We start from the raw sequence: 18873 nt of genomic DNA on the forward strand, positions 1-18873 counted from the left end.
AGGCGGCGTGGCCGGTCGCTGTCGGATCTCTACAGAATCTCCCGGATCTCCCGCTGAAGGCCACCGGGAGCTGGGCATGATGCTCGGCGACGACCCCGGGAGGTTCCGTGCCGCACGCCATCGACGCGTCATTCCTCGCACTGCCCCTGCGCCCGCTCGCCGACGCCGCCCTCGCCCGCGCCCGCGCGCTGGGCGCCGACCACGCCGACTTCCGTCTGGAACGGGTGCGCAACGCCTCCTGGCGGCTGCGGGACGCCCGGCTCGCGGGGTCCGCGGACACCACGGACCTGGGGTACGCGGTGCGCGTGGTGCACGGCGGGGCCTGGGGTTTCGCCGCCGGGACGGAGCTGACGATGGACGCCGCCGCCCGGGTGGCCGGCCAGGCCGTGGCCATGGCCCGGCTGGCGGGGAAGGTGACCGCCGCGGCCGGTTCCGGCGACCGCGTGGAGCTGGCGGACGAGCCGGTGTACGCCGACCGGACCTGGGTGTCGCCGTACGAACGGGACCCCTTCGCCGTACCGGCCGCCGAGCGGACCGCCCTGCTGGCCGACTACAGCGCCCGGCTGCTGGCCGCCGACGGGGTCGCGCACGCCGACGCGTCGCTGGTGGCCATCCACGAGAACAAGTTCTACGCGGACACGGCGGGCACGGTCACCACCCAGCAGCGCGTCCGCGTGCACCCCCAGCTGACGGCGGTGGCCGTGGACCCGGCCGGCGGCGTGGAGACGATGCGCACCCTCGCCCCGCCGACCGCCCGCGGCTGGGAGTACCTGACGGGCACCGGCTGGGACTGGGACGCCGAGCTGGCCGAGCTGCCGGAGCTGCTGGCGGCGAAGGTCCGCGCGCCCAGCGTCAGGCCGGGCGCGTACGACCTGGTCATCGACCCGTCGAACCTCTGGCTGACCATCCACGAGTCGATCGGGCACGCCACCGAGCTGGACCGCGCGCTCGGCTACGAGGCGGCGTACGCGGGCACCTCGTTCGCCGCCCCGGACCGGCTGGGGACGCTGGTCTACGGCTCGCCGCTGATGAACGTCACCGGCGACCGGACGGCCGAGCACGGGCTGGCGAGCGTCGGCTACGACGACGAGGGGGTGGCCGCACAGGAGTGGGACATCGTCAGGGACGGGATCCTGGTCGGCTGGCAGCTCGACCGCCGGATCGCCCGGCTGCACGGCCTCGGCCGGTCCAACGGCTGCTCGTACGCGGACTCGCCGTCGCACATGCCGGTGCAGCGGATGGCCAACGTCTCGCTGCGGCCCGCGCCGGACGGCCCGTCGACCGAGGAGCTGATCGCGGGCGTGGACCGGGGGATCTACGTCGTCGGCAACCGGTCCTGGTCGATCGACCAGCAGCGGTACAACTTCCAGTTCACCGGCCAGCGCTTCTACCGGATCGAGCGTGGGCGGCTCGCGGGGCAGCTGCGGGACGTGGCGTACCAGGCGACCACCACCGACTTCTGGGGCTCGATGACCGCGGTGGGCGGCCCGGAGACCTACGTCCTGGGCGGGGCGTTCAACTGCGGCAAGGCCCAGCCGGGGCAGATCGCGGCGGTGTCGCACGGCTGCCCGTCGGCGCTGTTCCGCGGGGTGAACGTGCTCAATACCGTGCGGGAGGCGGGCCGGTGAGGCGCGGCGGGGCACGGTACGGGATGAGGACGACGAGGGGAGCCCGCTCATGACAGCACGTCGGAACAGGCCGCAGGAGATCGTGGAGCGGACCCTCGCGCTGTCCCGCGCGGACGGTTGCGCGGTGGTCGTCGCCGAGCGCTCGTCGGCCGATCTGCGCTGGGCGCGCAACGCGCTGACCACCAATGGCACCGCGCGCGGGCGCGCGGTGACCGTGATCGCGACCGTGGGCGGCGGGCAGGGGACGGCCGCCGGGGTGGTGTCGGGTTCGGCGGTGACGGCCGACGACGTGGAGCCGCTGGTGCGGGCCGCCGAGGAGGCCGCGCGCGGGGCGGGGCCCGCCGACGACGCGCAGCCCCTGGTGGCGGACGTCCCGCACTCCCCCGCGTACGCGGAGCCGCCGGCCGGGGCGTCCGCCGCGGTGTTCGACGCGTTCGCCCCGGCGCTCGGCGAGTCCTTCGCCCGGGCCCGGGCCGAGGGCCGCGAGCTGTACGGCTACGCCCGGCACCAGACGGTCACCTCCTACCTGGGCACCTCGACCGGGCTGCGGCTGCGGCACGACCAGCCCATGGGCCGGGTGGAGCTGAACGCCAAGGACGTACGCGGTACCGGCTCGGCGTGGCTGTCGCGGGCCACGGATGCGTTCGCGGACGTCGATCCGCGCGAGCTGGACGCCGAGCTGGCCCGGCGGCTGGTCTGGGCGGCCCGGGGCCGGAGCGAGCTGCCCGCCGGGCGGTATCCGACGCTGCTGCCGCCGGCGGCCGTGGCGGATCTGGTGTGCTACCAGCAGCTGCGGGCGGACGCGCGGGACGCGGCGGAGGGCCGGACGGTGTTCGCGCGGCCGGGCGGCGGCGCAGGGCCGGGCGGCCGTACGCAAGAGGGCGGCGGTACGCGACAGGGCGGCCGTACGCGCGTGGGCGAGAAGCTGTCCGGCCTGCCGCTGACCCTGCGCAGCGATCCGTACGCCCCCGGCCTGGAGTGCGCGCCGTTCGTGCTGACGGACGGCTCGGACACCCGGTTGTCGGTCTTCGACAGCGGTCTGCCGCTGGCGGCGACGGACTGGATCCGCGACGGGGTGCTGGAGCGGCTGACCGCCGGGCGGCACACCGCCGCGCTGACGGGCCTGCCCGTCGCCCCGTACACGGACAACCTGATCCTGGAGGCGGGCGGGGCCCGGTCGCTGGACGAGATGGTCGCCGCGAGCGGGCACGAGGGTCCCGAGCTGCTGCTCACCTCGCTCTGGTACATCCGTGAGGTGGACCCGGCGACGCTGCTGGTCACCGGGCTGACCCGGGATGGCGTCCTGCTGGTGCGGGACGGTGAGGTCGTCGGGGAGGTGAACAACTTCCGGTTCAACGAGTCGCCGGTGGACCTGCTGTCCCGGGCGGTGGAGGCGGGCCGCACCGAGCGCACGGTGCCGCGTGACCTGGCCAAGATCTGCCCGCGCGCGGCGATGCCGGCGCTGCGGGTGCCCGACTTCCACATGAGCTCGGTCAGCAAGGGGGTGTGAGGGGCGGGGCCCGGGGGGCGGTACGGGCGGGGGCGCCGCGCGCACGGCCGAATAGACTGGCGCACGACCGACCTGTTCCGCCCCCGCGCCCCCTGGGCCGCCGGGGACCAACCGTCCGCTACAGATCTCAGGAACGCCATGACACGCCTCGGCGAATCCGTCGCCCGCGCCAGTGAGCTCCTCGCGCAGGACCTCTCCCTCGACTCGACCGTGGAGCAGCTGCTCACCGAGACCAAGGCGCGGCGTTATCTGGACCTGTCGGACCTCTCGGCGCGGGAGCAGGCGGAGCTGATCGCCGGTCGCGCGGTGGAGGTGCTGCCCGGCACGGACAAGCTGGCCGAGCGGATCGACGAGCGCCGGGCCGCCGGTGAGAACCTGCACATCAAGCTGGGCATCGACCCGACGGCGGCCGACGTGCACCTCGGGCACACCGTGCCGATGATCGTCCTCAACCGCTTCCAGCGGATGGGGCACGACGTCACGCTGCTGATCGGCGACTTCACCGCCAAGATCGGCGACCCGACGGGCCGGACGGCCGAGCGCCCGCCGCTGACCGACGAGGACATCGAGAAGAACCTCGCGGGCTACCGCGAGCAGGTGCGGCCCTTCTTCGACTTCGAGAAGGTCAGCTTCCGGCAGAACAGCGAGTGGCTGGCGCCGTTCACCTTCCCCGAGCTGCTGGGCCTGCTCAACCAGGTGCCGGTCTCGCAGCTGCTCCAGCGCGAGGACTTCCGCAACCGCCTCGCCGCGGGCTCGGGCCTGACCATGTCCGAGCTGATGTACCCGATCGCGCAGGGCCTGGACTCGGTGGCGCTGGACTGCGACGTCGAGCTCGGCGGCGCCGACCAGCTGCTCAACCTGCAGATGGGCCGCAAGCTGATGGAGCTGCGCGGGCAGCGTCCGCAGCTGGTGGTGACCATGCCGCTGATCGAGGGCACCGACGGCACCGGCGCGAAGATGTCCAAGTCCAAGGGCAACTACGTGGGGCTGACCGCGACCGCCGACGACGTCTTCGGCAAGATCATGTCGGTCCCGGACCGGCTGATGGAGCCGTACCTGAAGGCGTGGACCGAGTGGACGGACGCGGAGATCGCGCTCGCGCTCGGCCGGGTCGGGGAGCGTTCGCTGCACCCGATGGACCTGAAGAAGGTCCTCGCGGGCGAGGTCGTGGCCGCGCTCTACGGGGTCGAGGCCGCGATGGCCGCCCGGGCCGGGTTCGTCGCCCAGTTCTCGAAGAAGAGCTTCACCGACGTCGGCGACCTGCCGGTGGTGGAGGTGGCCGAGCACGGCGCCGAGCCGGTCACGGCCGTCCTCAGCAAGGTGCTGGGCTTCCAGCCGAGCGCCTCGGCCGCGCGCCGGGTCGCCAAGCAGAACGGCCTGCGGCTGGTCGTGGAGACCGACGGCGGGCAGCAGGCGATCGTGCTGGCCGAGGCGGACGCGATCCGTCCGCTGGCCGAGGTGGTGCCGGAGCTGCTGTCGGGCGCCGGGCTTTCGGCGGCGGGCGCCGTCTACCTCAAGACGGGCCGGCGGATCGCGGAGCTCCGCGGGCTGTAGCCACCCCTCACGCGGACGGGCGGGCCGGGTCTTCCGGTCCGCCCGTCCGCGTTCCCGGGGGCGGCGGCGTGCCGCCGGGCTAGGCCCGCGCTCCCCTCCTGCCCCGGGTCCCGACCCAGAGCCGGTCTCCGATGGCGACGACGATGACGGCGCCGGCCAGCTGGAGCAGGTGCCGGATCCAGTCGATGCCGCTGGTGTGCCGGACCCCCAGCGCACTGGCGGCCCAGTTGCCCAGGAGGGAGCCGACCATGCCGCAGATGATCGTCAGCCAGATGGGGATCGCTTGCTTGCCCGGCAGGATCGCCTTGGCGATCAGGCCCAGAATCAGACCGACGATGATGGCCCACAACCAGTTCATGCCGCCTCCTCGTGCGACGCTGCGGAGCGTGCTCACGCCAGTGTCGGCCCGCCACCCGTCCGGCGCACGTCGAACCCTTCCGCACGCCGTCCCGTGCACGTCGAGCGCCGTCCCGGCGGCGAAAACGGAGGTGCCCCGGCCTCGTCCCGGCGGGGGCCGCGGCGTAACGTTGAGTACACACCGGTGCGAGGAACGGACCGAGCCGGAGGCAGTGAGGCGAATCGGGTGGTGGATGTGATGCGGAAGCGCGGCCAGACGGAGACCTTCCGGATCACCGGAGCCCGCCAGGGACTGGCCGAGGACGTACGCGGCCGGCAGCGCCGCTATGTGATCTCGATGGGGATCCGCACGGTGTCCGTGATCCTGACCGTGGTGCTCTGGAACGTGGAGCGTTACGTGGCGATCGGCACGCTGGTGCTCGGCGCACTGCTGCCGTACATCGCGGTCGTCATCGCCAACGCGGGCCGGGAGAACGCCCCTTCGCTGCCCGGGACGTTCATACCCGCGCCGACGCGGCCCGCCCTGCCGCAGGGGCCCGGTGGAGCCGAAGAGTCCGCTGATGAGAGCGGCCGTGTGGGTCAACAGGGCGGCCAGGGCTGAGGCTTGGCCCCGGTGCCCGATAAGGGCAAGCTCAGGAAAAGCTCAAATCAATCATGTCTTTCGGTGCCCTTCAGGGGGCTCTCCGTGACATACTTCGTAGGCGCTCCGCATCCCCCGTCGGAGCGAATGATCGACGCCGGGCGGCTTCCCCCGTGGCTGCCCGGCGTCGTCGTGTCCGCGGGACGGTGGAATGAGGTGCCGCGGGACGGTGGAATGAGGTGCCGCGGGCCGGTGAGTGAGCTGCCGGGACGCCAGGGTGGCGTGGTTACGTAGAGTTGACGTGTGAACTTCCCCGAGACCGCCCCGAACTCCCCTGAGGCCGCCCCGATCTGCTCCGCCAAGGGCTGCCGCGCCCCCGCCGTGTGGGTGCTGGCGTGGAACAACCCCAAGCTGCACACCCCCGAGCGCCGCAAGACCTGGCTGGCCTGCGACGAGCACCGCGAGCACCTGTCGGACTTCCTGGGCCTGCGCGGCTTCCTCAAGGACGTGGTGCGGTTCGAGGAGTGGGAGGGCTGAGCCCCCCTCGACGCCGGCGGCGGTCAGCCGCCGATCGCCGACATCGGGCGGCGCGGCTGGAGGAACGCCGGGTCGTCGAGGCCCGAGCCCGCCTTCTTGCCGCGCATGGCCCGCCGCCACAGCTCGGCGATCTCGTCGTCGCCGGCCCCCGCGCGCAGGGCGCCCCGCAGGTCCGTCTCCTCGGTGGCGAACAGGCAGGTGCGCACCTGCCCGTCGGCGGTGAGCCGGGTGCGGTCGCAGGCCGCGCAGAACGGACGGGTGACGGAGCCGATGACGCCGACCCGGGCCGGTCCGCCGTCGACCAGCCAGCGCTCGGCGGGCGCGGAGCCGCGCTCGGGGCCGGGCTCGGGGGTGAGGACGAAGCGGGTGCGCAGGCTCGTCAGGATGTCCCCTGCGGTGATCATCCGCTCGCGGCGCCAGCCGTGCTGGGCGTCCAGCGGCATCTGCTCGATGAAGCGCAGTTCGTAGCCGTGCTCGACGGCCCAGGCGAGCAGGTCGGGTGCCTCGTCCTCGTTGAGCCCGGGCATCAGCACGGTGTTGACCTTGACGGGTTCGAGGCCGGCGGCGCGGGCCGCGGCGAGGCCGTCGAGGACGTCCTGGTGGCGGCGGCGCCGGGTGAGCGCGGCGAAGACGTCGGGGCGCAGGGTGTCGAGGGAGACGTTGACCCGGTCGAGGCCGGCGGCCTTGAGGGCGTCGGCGGTGCGGGCGAGGCCGATGCCGTTGCTGGTGAGCGACAGCCGGGGGCGGACCCCGCCGTCGGCGCGGAGGGCGGAGCAGCGCGCCACGATGTCCACCAGGCCCGGCCGGAGCAGCGGTTCACCGCCGGTGAAGCGGACCTCGGTGACGCCGAGCAGGGTGACGGCGATCCGCACCAGGCGGACGGTCTCGTCGTCGGTGAGCAGCTCGGGCTTGGCGAGCCAGCTCAGGCCCTCCTCGGGCATGCAGTAGGTGCAGCGCAGGTTGCACCGGTCGGTCAGGGAGACCCGCAGGTCGGTGGCGACGCGGCCGTAGGTGTCGATGAGCACGGCGCTGCCCCTCCCTCTGCATCCCGCTGATCGCCGATGTGCCGATGCCCGCAGCGTACGCGATGCCCCCTGAGCACCGACAGTTCCCGGGACCGCCGGTGCTCAGGGGGCGTACGGGTCAGTGCGCGCCGTAACCGGTGAGCGAACGGACCTCCAGTTCGGCGTACTTCTTGGGGTCGGCGGCCTCGCGGGAGAGCAGCGAGCCCAGCCAGCCGAGCAGGAAGCCGAGCGGGATGGAGACCAGGCCGGGGTTGCCGAGCGGGAACCAGTCGAAGCTCATGCCGGGGAAGAGGGCCTTCTCGTTGCCGGAGACGACCGGCGAGAAGATCACCAGGGTGACGGAGCTGACGAGTCCGCCGTAGATCGACCACAGGGCGCCCTGGGTGGTGAAGCGCTTCCAGAACAGGCTGTAGAGGATCGTCGGCAGGTTGGCCGAGGCCGCGACGGCGAAGGCGAGCGCGACCAGGGCGGCGGCGTTGAGCCGGTGGGCGAAGATGCCCAGCGCGATGGAGATCCCGCCGATCACCACGGCCGCCACCTTGGCGGTGAGCAGTTCCTCCTTCTCGCTCGTCCGCCCCTTGCGGATCACGTTGGCCCACAGGTCGTGGGCGAACGAGGCGGAGGAGGCGAGGGTGAGTCCGGCGACCACCGCGAGGATGGTGGCGAAGGCGACGGCCGAGATCACCGCGAGCAGGATGGCGCCGCCGGTGGAACCGGCGCCTCCGCCGACCTCCTCGGCGAGCAGCGGCGCGGCGGTGTTGCCGGACTCGTTCGAGGCGATGATCGTCTTGGAGCCGACCAGGGCGGCGGCGCCGAAGCCCAGCGCGATGGTCATCAGGTAGAACGCGCCGATGATGCCGATGGCCCAGTTCACCGACTTCCGGGCGGCCTTGGCGGTGGGCACGGTGTAGAAGCGGATCAGGATGTGCGGCAGGCCGGCCGTGCCCAGGACGAGCGCGATGCCCAGCGAGACGAAGTTGAGCTTGGACGTGCCGTCCTTGCCGTACTGGAGTCCGGGCTCCAGGAACGCCTTGCCCTTGCCGCTCTTGTCGGCCGCGGCGCCGAGCAGCTCGGAGAGGTTCCAGTGGAACTTGTTGAGCACCAGGATGGTGATCAGCAGGGTGCCCGCGATGAGCAGGACCGCCTTGACGATCTGCACCCAGGTGGTGCCCTTCATCCCGCCGATCGTCACGTACAGCACCATCACCAGACCGACCAGGGCGATGATCCAGCGCCGCGACCCCTCGCCGCTCGCGCCCAGCAGCAGGGCCACGAGGGCGCCCGCGCCGACCATCTGGGCCAGCAGGTAGAAGATCGAGACGACGATGGTGGAGGTGCCGGCGGCGGTGCGCACCGGCCGCTGGTTCAGCCGGTGGGCGAGGACGTCGGCCATGGTGAAGCGGCCGGAGTTGCGCAGCGGCTCGGCGACGAGCAGCAGGGCGACCAGCCAGGCGACGAGGAAGCCGATGGAGTACAGGAACCCGTCGTAGCCGAAGAGGGCGATGGCGCCGGCGATACCGAGGAACGACGCGGCGGACATGTAGTCGCCGGAGATGGCGAGGCCGTTCTGGAAGCCGGTGAAGGAGCGGCCGCCGGCGTAGAAGTCGTCGGTGCCCTTGGTCTGCCGGCCGGCCCAGACGGTGATGCCCAGGGTGATGGCGACGAAGACGGAGAACAGCGTGATGATCAGAGTGCGGTGCTCCCCGGCGCCGCCGGTGGCGGCGAGCACCTCGGCGGCGGTCGGGACGGCGGTCGGTGCGCCGGTCATTCGGCGGCCTCCATACGGGCCTTGAGGGCTTCCGCCTTGGGGTCGATACGGGCCGCGGCGTGCCGCGCGTACCACCAGGCGATGAGGAAGGTGGTGAGGAACTGGGCGAGTCCGAGGACGAGGGCGACGTTGATGTGCCCGGCCACGGTGGTGCCCATGAAGTCGCCTGCGTAGTTCGACAGCAGGACGTAGAGCAGGTACCAGCCGATGAAGGCGACGGTCAGCGGGAAGGCGAAGGACCGGTGCGCGCGGCGCAGTTCGCCGAACTCGGCGCTGCCCTGGACGGCGGCGAACCGGTCGGGCTGACCGGGGATCCCGGGACGGGCGGACGTGCTCTCCGGGGGTGCTGTGGTGGGTGGGGTCTCCGCGACCTCTTCTGAGTCCACGGCCTCTCCTGACGGTGGGGTTGCGGGGTGCGAGTGGTGTCCGATGCACGAGGGACTGTGATTCGGATCACGCATCGTAGAGGGACACCGCAGTATGCGACAGGGGGAGGACGGTGCATGACGCAGCGCGGCCGGTCGGTACAAAACCCGCCGCGCGCCGCCTCGTTGACCTGGCGTGAGCACCGAGTCGCCGCCTCAGCCGCAGTCCCCCGGTCGACGCCCGTTCGGAGTCATCAGGTTGACGTCCCCCATCGCCGCCGTCCCCGCGCCCCGGCCCGCCGCCGTCCCCACTGCGGGGCGCTGGTACGGGCCGAGGGTGCCGCTGCCGCTGTTGAGCATCGAAGCCCTGCGCGGGGGCGGCGGCTGAGCGGTCGCCGCCCGTACGTCCGTGGCGGGGACCGGGCGGTTCCCGTCCCTCCGGCGAAGGCCGAGCCGCTTCCGCCCCAAGCCCCTCGTGGGAGCCGGCGAAGTGTCCGCGCCCGGGGCAGACCGGACGGACTGTCCTGTTCCCCTGGCTTGTGGCGGGCATGCGCCGGTTTTTTCTTGGGGAATTCATTGCTCATCGCCCATGATCGGCGCTAGCTTCACTCGTCATGTACCCGTCCGGCACGCCTGGTGCCCGACGGCTCCCCGGATGATGTGGAGTTCCCATGGCTCATCTGCGCCCCAGACGGCGGCACGCCGCCCTCGCGTTCCCCGTCGGTCTGGCCCTGACCGCCTCGATCGGTTTCCTGCCGGGCACCGCCTCGGCCGCCGGGCCGGCCGCGAAGGCCCCGCAGGCCAAGGTGCGGGCGGACGGGCCGCTGCTGTCGTACGTGGTGAACACCGGGACCGCGCGGGCCACGCTCGACCAGGTGAAGAAGGCCGTCGGCAGCAACGGCGGCAGCATCGTGGAGTCGTACGACAAGATCGGCGTCATCGTCGTCCACTCCAAGAACCCCGACTTCGCCAAGGCGCTGCGCGCGGTGCCGGGCGTCGAGTCGGCCGGAGCCACCCGGACCGCCCCCATCACCCCGGCGGCCACCACGGACGTCGGCAAGCCCGAGAAGCTGAAGCTGTCGAAGGCCAACGCGCTGGCCGCCGCGAAGACCGCCAAGCCGGGCAAGGAGCCGCTGGAGAGCCTCCAGTGGGACATGGCCGCCATCAAGGCGGACAAGGCCGCGAAGATCAACCCGGGCAGCCGCAAGGTCACCGTCGGCGTCATCGACACGGGCGTCGACGACACCCACCCCGACCTCGCCCCGAACTTCTCCCGCGCCCAGTCGGCCAGCTGCGTCACCGGCAAGGCCGACACGAGCGCCGGCGCCTGGCGTCCGTACAACCCCAAGACGGACTACCACGGCACGCACGTCGCCGGCACCATAGCCGCGGCCCGCAACGGGATAGGCGTCACGGGCGTCGCCCCGAACACCAAGGTCTCCGCCATCAAGGTGAGCACCAAGACCGGCAGCTTCTTCTACGCGGAGAGCGTGGTCTGTGCCTTCGTCTTCGCCGCCGACCACGGCATAGCGGTGACGAACAACAGCTACTACGTCGACCCGTGGATGTTCAACTGCGCGAACGACGCGGACCAGAAGGCGATAGCCGACGCGGTCGGCCGCGCCACCGCGTACGCCGACCGCAAGGGCGTCGTCAACGTGGCCTCCGCGGGCAACTCCAACTTCGACCTGGCCTCGAAGAAGATCACGGACAAGTCGAGCCCCAACGACACCAAGCCGGGCTCGCGTGACATCGACCCGTCCACCTGCCTGGACGTCCCGGCCCAGCTGCCCGGCGTGGTCACCGTGTCGGCGACCGGCGTCAACTCGCTGAAGTCGTACTACTCCAACTACGGCCAGGGCGTCATCGACGTCGCGGCCCCCGGCGGCGACGTCCTCCAGGTCCCGGACGCGCCCGCCAAGGACGGCCGCATCCTGTCCACCATGCCGGGAGGCGACTACGCCTACCTGCAGGGCACCTCGATGGCCGGTCCGCACGTGGCCGGTGTGGCGGCGCTGCTGAAGGCGACGCACCCGAAGTCGAACGCGGCCGAGATCCAGTGGATCCTCAAGGCCCAGGCGAAGAACCCGGGCTGCCCGGTCAAGGCCCCCGCGGACGCTCCCTGCGTCGGCACCAAGAACATCAACAGCCACTACGGCTACGGCATCGTCGACGCCCTGGCGGCCGTGAAGAACTGACGCACGACGTCTGACACGCGGAGGGGGTCCGGCCGGTGCCGGGCCCCCTCGGTGCTGTCGGCGGCTTCGAGCACGCCCTCCGCCAGCAGGTACTGGGCGCCCAGATAGGTCAGCATGATCCAGAACTGGGGTGCGGGCGGCTGCGGGCGGCCGGCGAGGCCGCTCGCGATGAGGCCGTCCGAGAGCAGGAAGAGCGCGCCGCCCGCCGCCGCCCGCCGCCCGGTCCGGAGGGCGCCGAACGCCGTGGCCGTCAGCAGCAGTCCGTAGAGCGCGACGGGCGGCCGGAGGCCGGCCGGCAGGCCCGGCCACAGCAGGGCGGTGGTGCCGGCCCAGGCGGCGGCGTAGCCGGCCGCGATGCGGCGGCTCGCGGCCCGGTCTCGACTCCCGTCTCCGCGCCGGTCCCCGCCCCCGTCCCCGCGCCGGTCCCCGCCTCCGTCTCCGCCCCGGCCTCCGTGCCTGGCGAACAGGGCGAGGTAGCAGCCGTGTCCGGCCGCGAAGGCCGCCATGCCCAGCAGGAACGGGAGTTCGCCGGCGACCTGGAGCAGGGTGTCGCCGGCGCAGCCGAGGAGCAGGGCGAGGGCCAGCGTCGGGGGTCCGCCTCGGCGGAGGACGTACTCGGCGAGCAGCGGCATCAGGACCGGTTTGGTGGCGCGGGCGACGGGCGCGGCGCCGCCGGCGAGCGCGCCCAGGTGAACGCCCGCGGCGGCGGCGAAGGCGAGCGGCGGTCTGCGCGACGTCCGGGAGCTCCCGTGGAAGGCCCGGAAGGTCCGGGAGGCCCGGTGGACGGTCCGGCGGAGGGCCCTCATCCGACGCTCTCCGGCGCCGCGGCCTTCTCGGCCCGGGGGCGGAGCGCCGGTGCCGCCGGCGGGCGCGGCTGCCAGCCGGGGCCGCGGAAGATCCGCCCGGCCCGTTCCCGCCAGCCGCGGGCCGCGCGCAGGTCGCGGGCGATGGCGGCGTACTCGTGGGTGGCGACGCGGAGCGGGTTGTACGTGCTGATGTTCTTCGTCAGCCCGTAGACCGGCCGTTCGGCCTCGGCGACGAAGGAGCCGAAGAGGCGGTCCCAGACGATGAGGATCCCGCCGAAGTTGCGGTCCAGGTAACCCCCTTGCGAGGCGTGGTGGACGCGGTGGTGGGACGGGGTGTTCAGGACGTACTCGAACGGCCGGGGCAGCTTGCCGATCCGCTCGGTGTGCACCCAGAACTGGTAGACGAGGTTGACCCCGGAGCAGAACGCGACCGCGGCCGGGTGCACGCCGACGGCGACCATCGGCACGTAGAACGGCCAGACCGTCCAGGTCGTCCACGGCTGGCGGAGCGCGGTGGTGAGGTTGAACTTGCGGCTGGAGTGGTGCACCACGTGGCAGGCCCAGAGGATCCTGACGACGTGGTGCCCGCGGTGCGACCAGTAGTAGAAGAAGTCCTGGGCGAGCAGCATCAGGGGCAGCGTCCACCAGAGGACGGGGACGCGCAGGGGCGTGAGCGCGTAGATCGCGCTGTAGATCGCCACGATCGGGATCTTCCAGAGCGCGTCGAAGGCGACGCTGCCCACGCCCATGCCGATGCTGGTCGCCGCGTCCTTGGCCTCGTACCCCTCGGCCTCCTCGTCCGGATGGATCCGGTAGCTCACCACTTCGATCGCGGTGAGCACGGCGAAGGCGGGGACCGACCACAACACGACATCCGGAAGGTGCGGCATGACGGCACCATAGGCACCCCTACGGGCCTGCCGCTAGGGGTTGTTACCGTCGGGTACCGATCGCGGGTTACCCGGGGTTCGGCAAGGCGGGGGCGGGTGCGCGGCCCGGAGGCGGGCGCGGGCCGCCGGGGCGGCCGGGACGGGGGCCGGGATCCGTTGTCAGTGGGGGCCCGTAAGCTCTGGGACCATGCTCGAAGACCGCACCGCAGCCGCATCGCCCGCCTCGTGGCCGGCCGCGTATCCCGACGGATACGCGGTCGTCGACGTGGAGACCACCGGTCTCGCCCGGGACGACCGCATAGTGTCGGCCGCCGTGTACCAACTGGACGCCAGAGGCCGGGTGGAGGACACCTGGTACACGATGGTGAACCCGCGGCGCGATCCCGGTCCCGTCTGGATCCACGGGCTCACCTCCGAAGTCCTCGCGGACGCACCGCTGTTCGAGGACGTCGCGGAGGAGTTCGCGCGGCGGCTGGACGGACGGGTGCTGGTCGCGCACAACGCGGCCTTCGACTGGTCCATGATCGCCAGGGAGTACGCCAGGGCCCGGGCCGAGGCGCCGGTGCGCCAGCGGCTGTGCACGATCGCGCTCTCCAAGGAGCTGCGGCTGCCGCTGCCCAACCACAAGCTGGAGTCGCTGGCCGCGCACTACGGGGTGGTCCAGCGGCAGGCGCACCACGCGCTCGACGACGCGCGGGTGCTGGCCGAGGCGTTCCGGCCGAGCCTGCACCTGGCGGCGGAGGCGGGGCTGCGGCTGCCGCTGCTGGCCTGCCAGCCGCTGACGGAGTGGTCGGACGGGCCCGCGGCCGTCCGCTCGGCGACGGTCGGCTACCAGCCGGACCGGCGGCACGGCGGTCCGGCCAACTGGCGGCCCAGCCGACGGCGGCCGGCCTGCCCGTACCCCAACCCCGGGCGGTACGAACCGGGCAAACAGCTCATCCAGGGCATGCGGGTGGCGTTCTCCGGCGACACCTCCATCGACCGCGAACTGCTGGAGGACCGCGCGACGGAGGCCGGGCTGCACGTGGCGACGAGCCTGTCGCGACTCACCAGCCTGCTGGTCACCAACGATCCGGACTCCTACACCTCCAAGACGGTCAAGGCCCGTCAGTTCGGGACGCCGGTGGTGGACGAGGCCGTCTTCATCCAGTTGCTGTCACACGTCGTCCCGGCGGACGCGACGCGCTGACGGGCGCGGCGGACGCGGCAGAGGCGGTGAGCGCGGCGGACGTGACGGACGTAACGGACACGCCCGCCGGCGCCCGGCGGCCCGGCACCCCGTGACCGGGCGGCCGGAGCCACCAGGTACCGTCACAGGGGTGTACCGCTTCCTGCTGACCCGGCAGTGGGTGATCCTCACGCTCGTGGGGCTCGTCCTCATCCCGGTGATGATCGAATTGGGCTTCTGGCAGCTCCATCGCCATGAGCAACGGGTGGCGCGCAACAACCGCATCGAACACAGCCTCACCCACCCGCCCGTGCCCGTCACCGAACTCACCGCGCCCGGGCGCGAGGTGCCGGGCGACAACGTCTGGCGCCGGGGCACCGCCCGGGGCCGGTACGACGTCAAGGGCGAGGTGGTGGCGCGACTCCGCACCGACAACTCCGGCAAGTCCGGATATATGGTCATCACGCCCTTCGTACTGGAGGACGGCAAGGCCATCCTGGTCAACCGCGGCTGGGTGCCGGCCGACGCGGGCCAGCGCGAGTTCCCCCAGGTACCCGCGCCGCCGTCCGGCACGATCGACCTGGTCGGCCGTCTGCGCGCGGACGAGGACCCGGGCAGCGGCATCCGTGACACGAAGGGGCTGCCGCCCCGGATGATCATGATCATCAACAGCCGTCGGCAGGGCGAGCAGTTGCACCGCCCGATGCTGGGCGGCTACCTGGAGCTCATCTCCCCCGCGCCCGCCGGCCAGCCGCAGACGATCGACGACCCCGATCACAGCAGCATCGGCAACCACATGGCGTACACCGTGCAGTGGTGGCTGTTCTCGGCGTTCGTACCGGTCGGCTGGGTGATCCTGGTCCGGCGGGAGCGCCGCGACCAGGTGGCCGCCGCGGCGGCGGCCGCGGCCGCGCCGAAGGACGCCGGGGACCCGGCCGGCCCGGCGGACCCGACCACCGCCGCGAAGCCCGAACCCGAGCCGAAGGCCGAGGCGCAGCCCGACCCCGGGCCGAAGCCCGAGCCCCAGCCCAAGGCCGGTGCCACCGCGGCCCCTCCCGCCTCGGACTGACCACCTCGCCCCGCTGACAAGCCATCCCCCGCCCGGCACACTGGCCGCATGGATCTTGGACTCAAGGACCGGGTGTACGTGCTCACCGGCGCGACCCGCGGGCTGGGCCTCGCCACCGCCCGCCGACTGGTGGCCGACGGGGCCCGTGTGGTGCTCTCCGGCCGGGACGCGGCGACGGCGGAGGCCGTCGCCGCGGACCTCGGCCCCGGCGCGGTCGGCGTGGCCGCCGACAACGCGGACCCGGCCGCGGCCGGGCGGCTGATCGCCACCGCGCGCGAGCGCTTCGGCCGCTTCGACGGCGTCCTCGTCAGCGTCGGCGGCCCGCCGGCGGGCCGGTTCGCCGACAACGACGACGACCAGTGGCGGGCGGCCTTCGAGTCCGTCTTCCTCGGCGCCGTACGGCTCGCCCGGACCGCCGCCGGCGAGCTGTCCGAGGGCGGGGTGATCGGCTTCGTCCTCTCCTCGTCCGTCCACGAGCCCATCACCGGCCTCACCGTCTCCAACGGCCTCCGGCCCGGCCTGGCCGGCTTCGCCAAGTCCCTCGCGACGGAACTCGGCCCGCGCGGCATCCGCGTCGTCGGCCTGCTGCCCGGCCGCATCGACACCGACCGGGTCCGCGAACTCGACGGCCTCACCGAGGACCCGGAGGCGACCAGGGCCGCCCGCGCGGCGGAGATCCCGCTCCGCCGCTACGGCACCCCGGAGGAGTTCGGCACGGTGGCGGCCTTCGCCCTGTCCCCCGCCGCCTCCTACCTCACGGGCGTCATGATCCCCGTCGACGGCGGAGCACGCCACGGCTTCTGACCCGCCGACGCGCCTCCGGCCCCGGCGACGGGGCGCGCACCCCGCCGCACAACCCCGCGCGCCCCGACCGGAGGCCGGTTGGGCTCCCCGTGGGGCCGCCCCTCGAACGCGGGCGTCAGCCCACCCGTTCCGCTCGGTGCCGTACCGCGCGCAGGCGGACCTTCGCCCGTAGGCGGGGCAGGCCCGCCGATGTGCGGGCGTGGTGGAGGGCCTCCGTGTTCAGGCGGCGCAGGGCCGTCGCCGGGGCCGCGTGGGGGGCCAGGGTGAGGGTGATCCGGGCCTCCGGGCCGCCGCGGCGGCGGGTGAGGACGACGCGGGCGTGGTCGACGCCGTCCAGCGCCCCCGCCTCCGCGGTCAGCGCCTCCTCCAACGCGCGCCCCCGCAGCCGGGCCACCTCGCCGTCGCCGCAGTCGACGGCGATCTCGCGCAGCCGGCGCCGCCGCAGTTGGGCGAGCAGCCACCACAGGGCCAGCAGCACCAGGACGGCGAGGACCCCGAACACCACGGCCCACCACCCGTCGCGCCCGCGCCACCGGCGCCGCTCGGCGTCGGTGAGCAGCACGTCGTCGGGGTCGGAGAACGGCCAGGCGGACGGCAGCGAGAAGTCCCAGTGCACGGGCAGGTCGAGGGCGCCGACGAGCACGGCGGCGCCGAGGGCCACGAGCAGGATCCCGGTCAGGCCCAGCAGCACCCGGTTGACGGTCCTCAGCACCGTACGCTCACCGCCTCGCCGGGCGGCGCACCCTGACCGAGAGGACGGGACGCCGGGCGAGGCCCAACTCCCTTACCCCGTCGGCGAGGACGCCGTCCACGTCGGTACGGACCTCGTCGAGGTCCCGGAAGTGCGCCTGGGCGCGGGCCCGTACGGCGATCCGGCCGACCTCGACGCGGACGGACTGCACGCCCGGCACCTCCATCACCCGGTCCCGGAGCACCAGCGCCGCCGCCCTCCGGTCGAGCCCCGCGCGGAGGTCGGGGGTCTCGCGGCGCATCGGCAGCACCGCCCGCCGCCCGGGCGTGACCGCCAGGACGAGCAGCCAGATCCCGGCCAGGACGGCGAGCACGGCGCCGGTCACGATCCAGCCGTCGCCGAGCGGCCGGTGGGCGAGTTCACGGGCGAGCCGGCGGCGCCAGCCCATCGCCGGGTGGCCCGCGCGGACGGCGGCCACGTCGTAGAGGAACAGCCCGGTCAGGCCGAGGACGACGAGGGCGATCAGGGCGGCGGGCAGCCGGCGGGCGGACCAGAAGCGGCCGGCGCGCCCGACGTCCAGCCGCTCCGTCCCCTCGGGGGGGTCGGGCGGTTCCGCGGGGTCCGGTGCCGGAGGCGCCGTGGGCTCGCTCATCGGACCCGCTCCATCGCGCCGCGCTCCATGTGCGGCGAGTGCAGCCGCTCCACCGTCACCACGACCTCCGGCACCTCCATGCCCGCCAGCGTCCGTACCCGCTCGACGATCCGCCGCCGGACCGCGCGGCAGTGCGCCCCGATGTCCGCCGGATACCCGAGCTCGACCGAGACGCGGACCCGGGCCGTCTCCTCATGGACGGTCACGGACGCGTGCGGGGGCGGGCGCCGGGCGTCCGCGCCGCCGCCCGCTCCCGTACCGCCGCCGGGCCCGCCCGGTTCCCCGTCGAGCGCCTCCCGCGCGGCCTGTGAAGCGATCTTCGCGACGACGCGGTCGGCGATCCGGGTCGCCCCGCGTGCGGCCGGTTCCACGGCCCGCCCTCCCGGCACCGCCTACCTCCGCCGGCCGTCGTGTTCACGGTCGCGGGCGCGCGGCCGGAAGAAGTCGCCGGGCTCCAGGTCTCCCTCCAGGAACCGGCCCACGACGAACCCGACGGCGCCCAGCGCCGCCACCAGCAGAAAAGCGCCGAACCCGCCGAAGTACCCGGCGAATCCCAGCGCCATGCCGACGATCAAGCCGACCACGGCCATGCTCATCGTGCGCTCCTCAACGAGTCGGACGGGCGGGCCGGCCCGGGGGGCCGGCCGGTGTGCCTCACTGGATCCTGGGCGGCGCCGGCTCCTCCTCTTCCTCGTCCGGCAGCTTCACATCGCTCACGGCGATGTTCACCTCGACGACCTCCAGACCGGTCATCCGCTCGACCGCGGAGATCACGTTCTCCCGCACGGCGCGGGCCACATCGGCGATGGCGACGCCGTAGTCGACGACGATCTCCAGGTCGAGCGCGGTCTGCACCTCGCCGACCTCGGCTTTCACACCCCGTGTGACGGATTTGCCGCCACCGGGCACCCGGTCGCGGACCGCGCCGAACGTCCTGGCCAGCCCGCCGCCCATCGCGTGCACGCCGACCACGTCACGGGCGGCCATTCCGGCGATCTTCTCGACGACGCCGTCGGCGATGGTGGTACGGCCCCGGTCGGCGGGGGCCACGAACTCCTTGGCGCCGCCCTCGCGGCCTTCCGCGGTGTCGGTCATGGTCGTTCGCCTCGCTTCCGAAGGAGTGTTCCTGGGACGGGAAAGGGAGGGGAAAGCGTTACCGATCCTGTTGCCACCATAGGCCCTGCTGGGGGGAGTTTCGCGGCGTGTGCGGCATCCCGGGCGTCCGCCGCCGTCTCCTCCCCGCCTCTCGCGCCGTCCGGCGCGCCGGACGG

General features: G+C 73.3%; 21 protein-coding genes. 10 read left to right on the plus strand and 11 right to left on the minus strand.

Features of this window, described 5'->3' with window-relative positions; all coding sequences use genetic code 11:
- The first annotated feature begins 107 nt into the window (after positions 1–107).
- From J7W19_RS06970 to tyrS, 3 genes are all read left to right on the plus strand, one after another.
- Positions 108–1628, plus strand: a complete 1521-nt coding sequence (locus tag J7W19_RS06970; RefSeq protein ID WP_004949907.1) for a TldD/PmbA family protein — start codon at positions 108–110, stop codon at positions 1626–1628.
- A 49-nt stretch (positions 1629–1677) separates the two neighbouring features.
- Positions 1678–3138, plus strand: coding sequence for a metallopeptidase TldD-related protein (locus J7W19_RS06975; RefSeq protein WP_040891339.1), 1461 nt, complete (start codon positions 1678–1680; stop codon positions 3136–3138).
- A 138-nt stretch (positions 3139–3276) separates the two neighbouring features.
- Positions 3277–4692 (plus strand): tyrosine--tRNA ligase, encoded by a 1416-nt coding sequence (tyrS, locus tag J7W19_RS06980; protein WP_004949910.1) that lies wholly within the window; start codon positions 3277–3279, stop codon positions 4690–4692.
- 79 nt (positions 4693–4771) lie between these two features.
- Here the strand turns inward: tyrS and J7W19_RS06985 are convergent, their stop codons facing one another.
- Positions 4772–5050 (minus strand): GlsB/YeaQ/YmgE family stress response membrane protein, encoded by a 279-nt coding sequence (locus J7W19_RS06985; protein WP_004949913.1) that lies wholly within the window; start codon positions 5048–5050, stop codon positions 4772–4774.
- 237 nt (positions 5051–5287) lie between these two features.
- On the opposite strand from J7W19_RS06985, the gene J7W19_RS06990 reads away from it, so the two are divergent.
- Together J7W19_RS06990 and J7W19_RS06995 are read left to right on the plus strand one after the other, a co-directional pair.
- Positions 5288–5650 carry a DUF3099 domain-containing protein gene (locus tag J7W19_RS06990; protein ID WP_051072687.1) on the plus strand — a complete coding sequence of 121 codons (363 nt, stop codon included), beginning with the start codon at positions 5288–5290 and terminating at the stop codon, positions 5648–5650.
- Positions 5651–5932: 282 nt separating this feature from the next.
- Positions 5933–6166 carry a hypothetical protein gene (locus J7W19_RS06995; RefSeq protein ID WP_004949918.1) on the plus strand — a complete coding sequence of 78 codons (234 nt, stop codon included), beginning with the start codon at positions 5933–5935 and terminating at the stop codon, positions 6164–6166.
- A gap of 23 nt (positions 6167–6189) precedes the next feature.
- Here J7W19_RS06995 and moaA read toward each other — a convergent pair whose 3' ends face one another.
- From moaA to J7W19_RS07010, 3 genes are all read right to left on the minus strand, one after another.
- Positions 6190–7191 (minus strand): GTP 3',8-cyclase MoaA, encoded by a 1002-nt coding sequence (gene moaA, locus J7W19_RS07000; RefSeq protein ID WP_004949920.1) that lies wholly within the window; start codon positions 7189–7191, stop codon positions 6190–6192.
- 118 nt (positions 7192–7309) lie between these two features.
- Positions 7310–8959, minus strand: coding sequence for a solute symporter family protein (locus J7W19_RS07005; RefSeq protein WP_004949922.1), 1650 nt, complete (start codon positions 8957–8959; stop codon positions 7310–7312).
- Positions 8956–9345 carry a DUF485 domain-containing protein gene (locus J7W19_RS07010; protein ID WP_004949924.1) on the minus strand — a complete coding sequence of 130 codons (390 nt, stop codon included), beginning with the start codon at positions 9343–9345 and terminating at the stop codon, positions 8956–8958. The genes J7W19_RS07005 and J7W19_RS07010 overlap by 4 nt, the downstream gene beginning before the upstream one ends.
- 238 nt (positions 9346–9583) lie before the next feature.
- Between J7W19_RS07010 and J7W19_RS33420 the strand changes: the two genes are divergently transcribed.
- Positions 9584–9712 carry a hypothetical protein gene (locus tag J7W19_RS33420; protein WP_267939122.1) on the plus strand — a complete coding sequence of 43 codons (129 nt, stop codon included), beginning with the start codon at positions 9584–9586 and terminating at the stop codon, positions 9710–9712.
- Positions 9713–9995: 283 nt separating this feature from the next.
- Entirely contained in the window at positions 9996–11522 is a 1527-nt protein-coding gene (locus J7W19_RS07020; protein WP_004949929.1) for a S8 family peptidase, read from the plus strand.
- Here J7W19_RS07020 and J7W19_RS07025 read toward each other — a convergent pair.
- On the minus strand, positions 11483–12328 hold the full coding sequence (locus J7W19_RS07025) for a lysoplasmalogenase (RefSeq protein WP_004949931.1): 846 nt from the start codon (positions 12326–12328) through the stop codon (positions 11483–11485). The genes J7W19_RS07020 and J7W19_RS07025 overlap by 40 nt on opposite strands.
- Positions 12325–13218, minus strand: coding sequence for a sterol desaturase family protein (locus tag J7W19_RS07030; protein WP_004949933.1), 894 nt, complete (start codon positions 13216–13218; stop codon positions 12325–12327). The genes J7W19_RS07025 and J7W19_RS07030 overlap by 4 nt, the downstream gene beginning before the upstream one ends.
- A gap of 187 nt (positions 13219–13405) precedes the next feature.
- Between J7W19_RS07030 and J7W19_RS07035 the strand changes: the two genes are divergently transcribed.
- The 3 genes from J7W19_RS07035 to J7W19_RS07045 all read left to right on the plus strand — a co-directional run bounded on the left by J7W19_RS07035 (position 13406) and on the right by J7W19_RS07045 (position 16259).
- Complete coding sequence (locus tag J7W19_RS07035) at positions 13406–14407, plus strand: DEDDh family exonuclease (RefSeq protein ID WP_004949934.1); 1002 nt, start codon at positions 13406–13408, stop codon at positions 14405–14407.
- Positions 14408–14537: 130 nt separating this feature from the next.
- Complete coding sequence (locus J7W19_RS07040) at positions 14538–15455, plus strand: SURF1 family cytochrome oxidase biogenesis protein (protein ID WP_004949937.1); 918 nt, start codon at positions 14538–14540, stop codon at positions 15453–15455.
- A gap of 48 nt (positions 15456–15503) precedes the next feature.
- Positions 15504–16259: an SDR family oxidoreductase gene (locus J7W19_RS07045; protein WP_152264189.1), complete on the plus strand. Its 756-nt coding sequence runs from the start codon at positions 15504–15506 to the stop codon at positions 16257–16259.
- A 115-nt stretch (positions 16260–16374) separates the two neighbouring features.
- Here J7W19_RS07045 and amaP read toward each other — a convergent pair whose 3' ends face one another.
- Genes amaP through J7W19_RS07070 form a run of 5 tightly spaced genes read right to left on the minus strand, consistent with a single transcriptional unit; the run spans position 16375 to position 18697 of the window.
- Positions 16375–16971, minus strand: a complete 597-nt coding sequence (gene amaP, locus J7W19_RS07050; RefSeq protein ID WP_004956265.1) for an alkaline shock response membrane anchor protein AmaP — start codon at positions 16969–16971, stop codon at positions 16375–16377.
- A 7-nt stretch (positions 16972–16978) separates the two neighbouring features.
- The gene (locus J7W19_RS07055; protein WP_004956267.1) at positions 16979–17602 is read right to left on the minus strand and encodes a DUF6286 domain-containing protein; all 624 of its coding nucleotides are present in this window, start codon (positions 17600–17602) and stop codon (positions 16979–16981) included.
- A complete protein-coding gene (locus J7W19_RS07060; protein ID WP_004956269.1) occupies positions 17599–17973 on the minus strand; it encodes an Asp23/Gls24 family envelope stress response protein in 375 nt (124 codons plus the stop codon). The genes J7W19_RS07055 and J7W19_RS07060 overlap by 4 nt, the downstream gene beginning before the upstream one ends.
- A gap of 21 nt (positions 17974–17994) precedes the next feature.
- Positions 17995–18198: a hypothetical protein gene (locus J7W19_RS07065; protein ID WP_004956272.1), complete on the minus strand. Its 204-nt coding sequence runs from the start codon at positions 18196–18198 to the stop codon at positions 17995–17997.
- A 58-nt stretch (positions 18199–18256) separates the two neighbouring features.
- Positions 18257–18697, minus strand: coding sequence for an Asp23/Gls24 family envelope stress response protein (locus J7W19_RS07070; protein ID WP_004956275.1), 441 nt, complete (start codon positions 18695–18697; stop codon positions 18257–18259).
- Between the last annotated feature and the right edge of the window lie 176 nt (positions 18698–18873).

The organism is Streptomyces mobaraensis NBRC 13819 = DSM 40847 (assembly GCF_017916255.1).
Lineage (GTDB): Bacteria > Actinomycetota > Actinomycetes > Streptomycetales > Streptomycetaceae > Streptomyces > Streptomyces mobaraensis.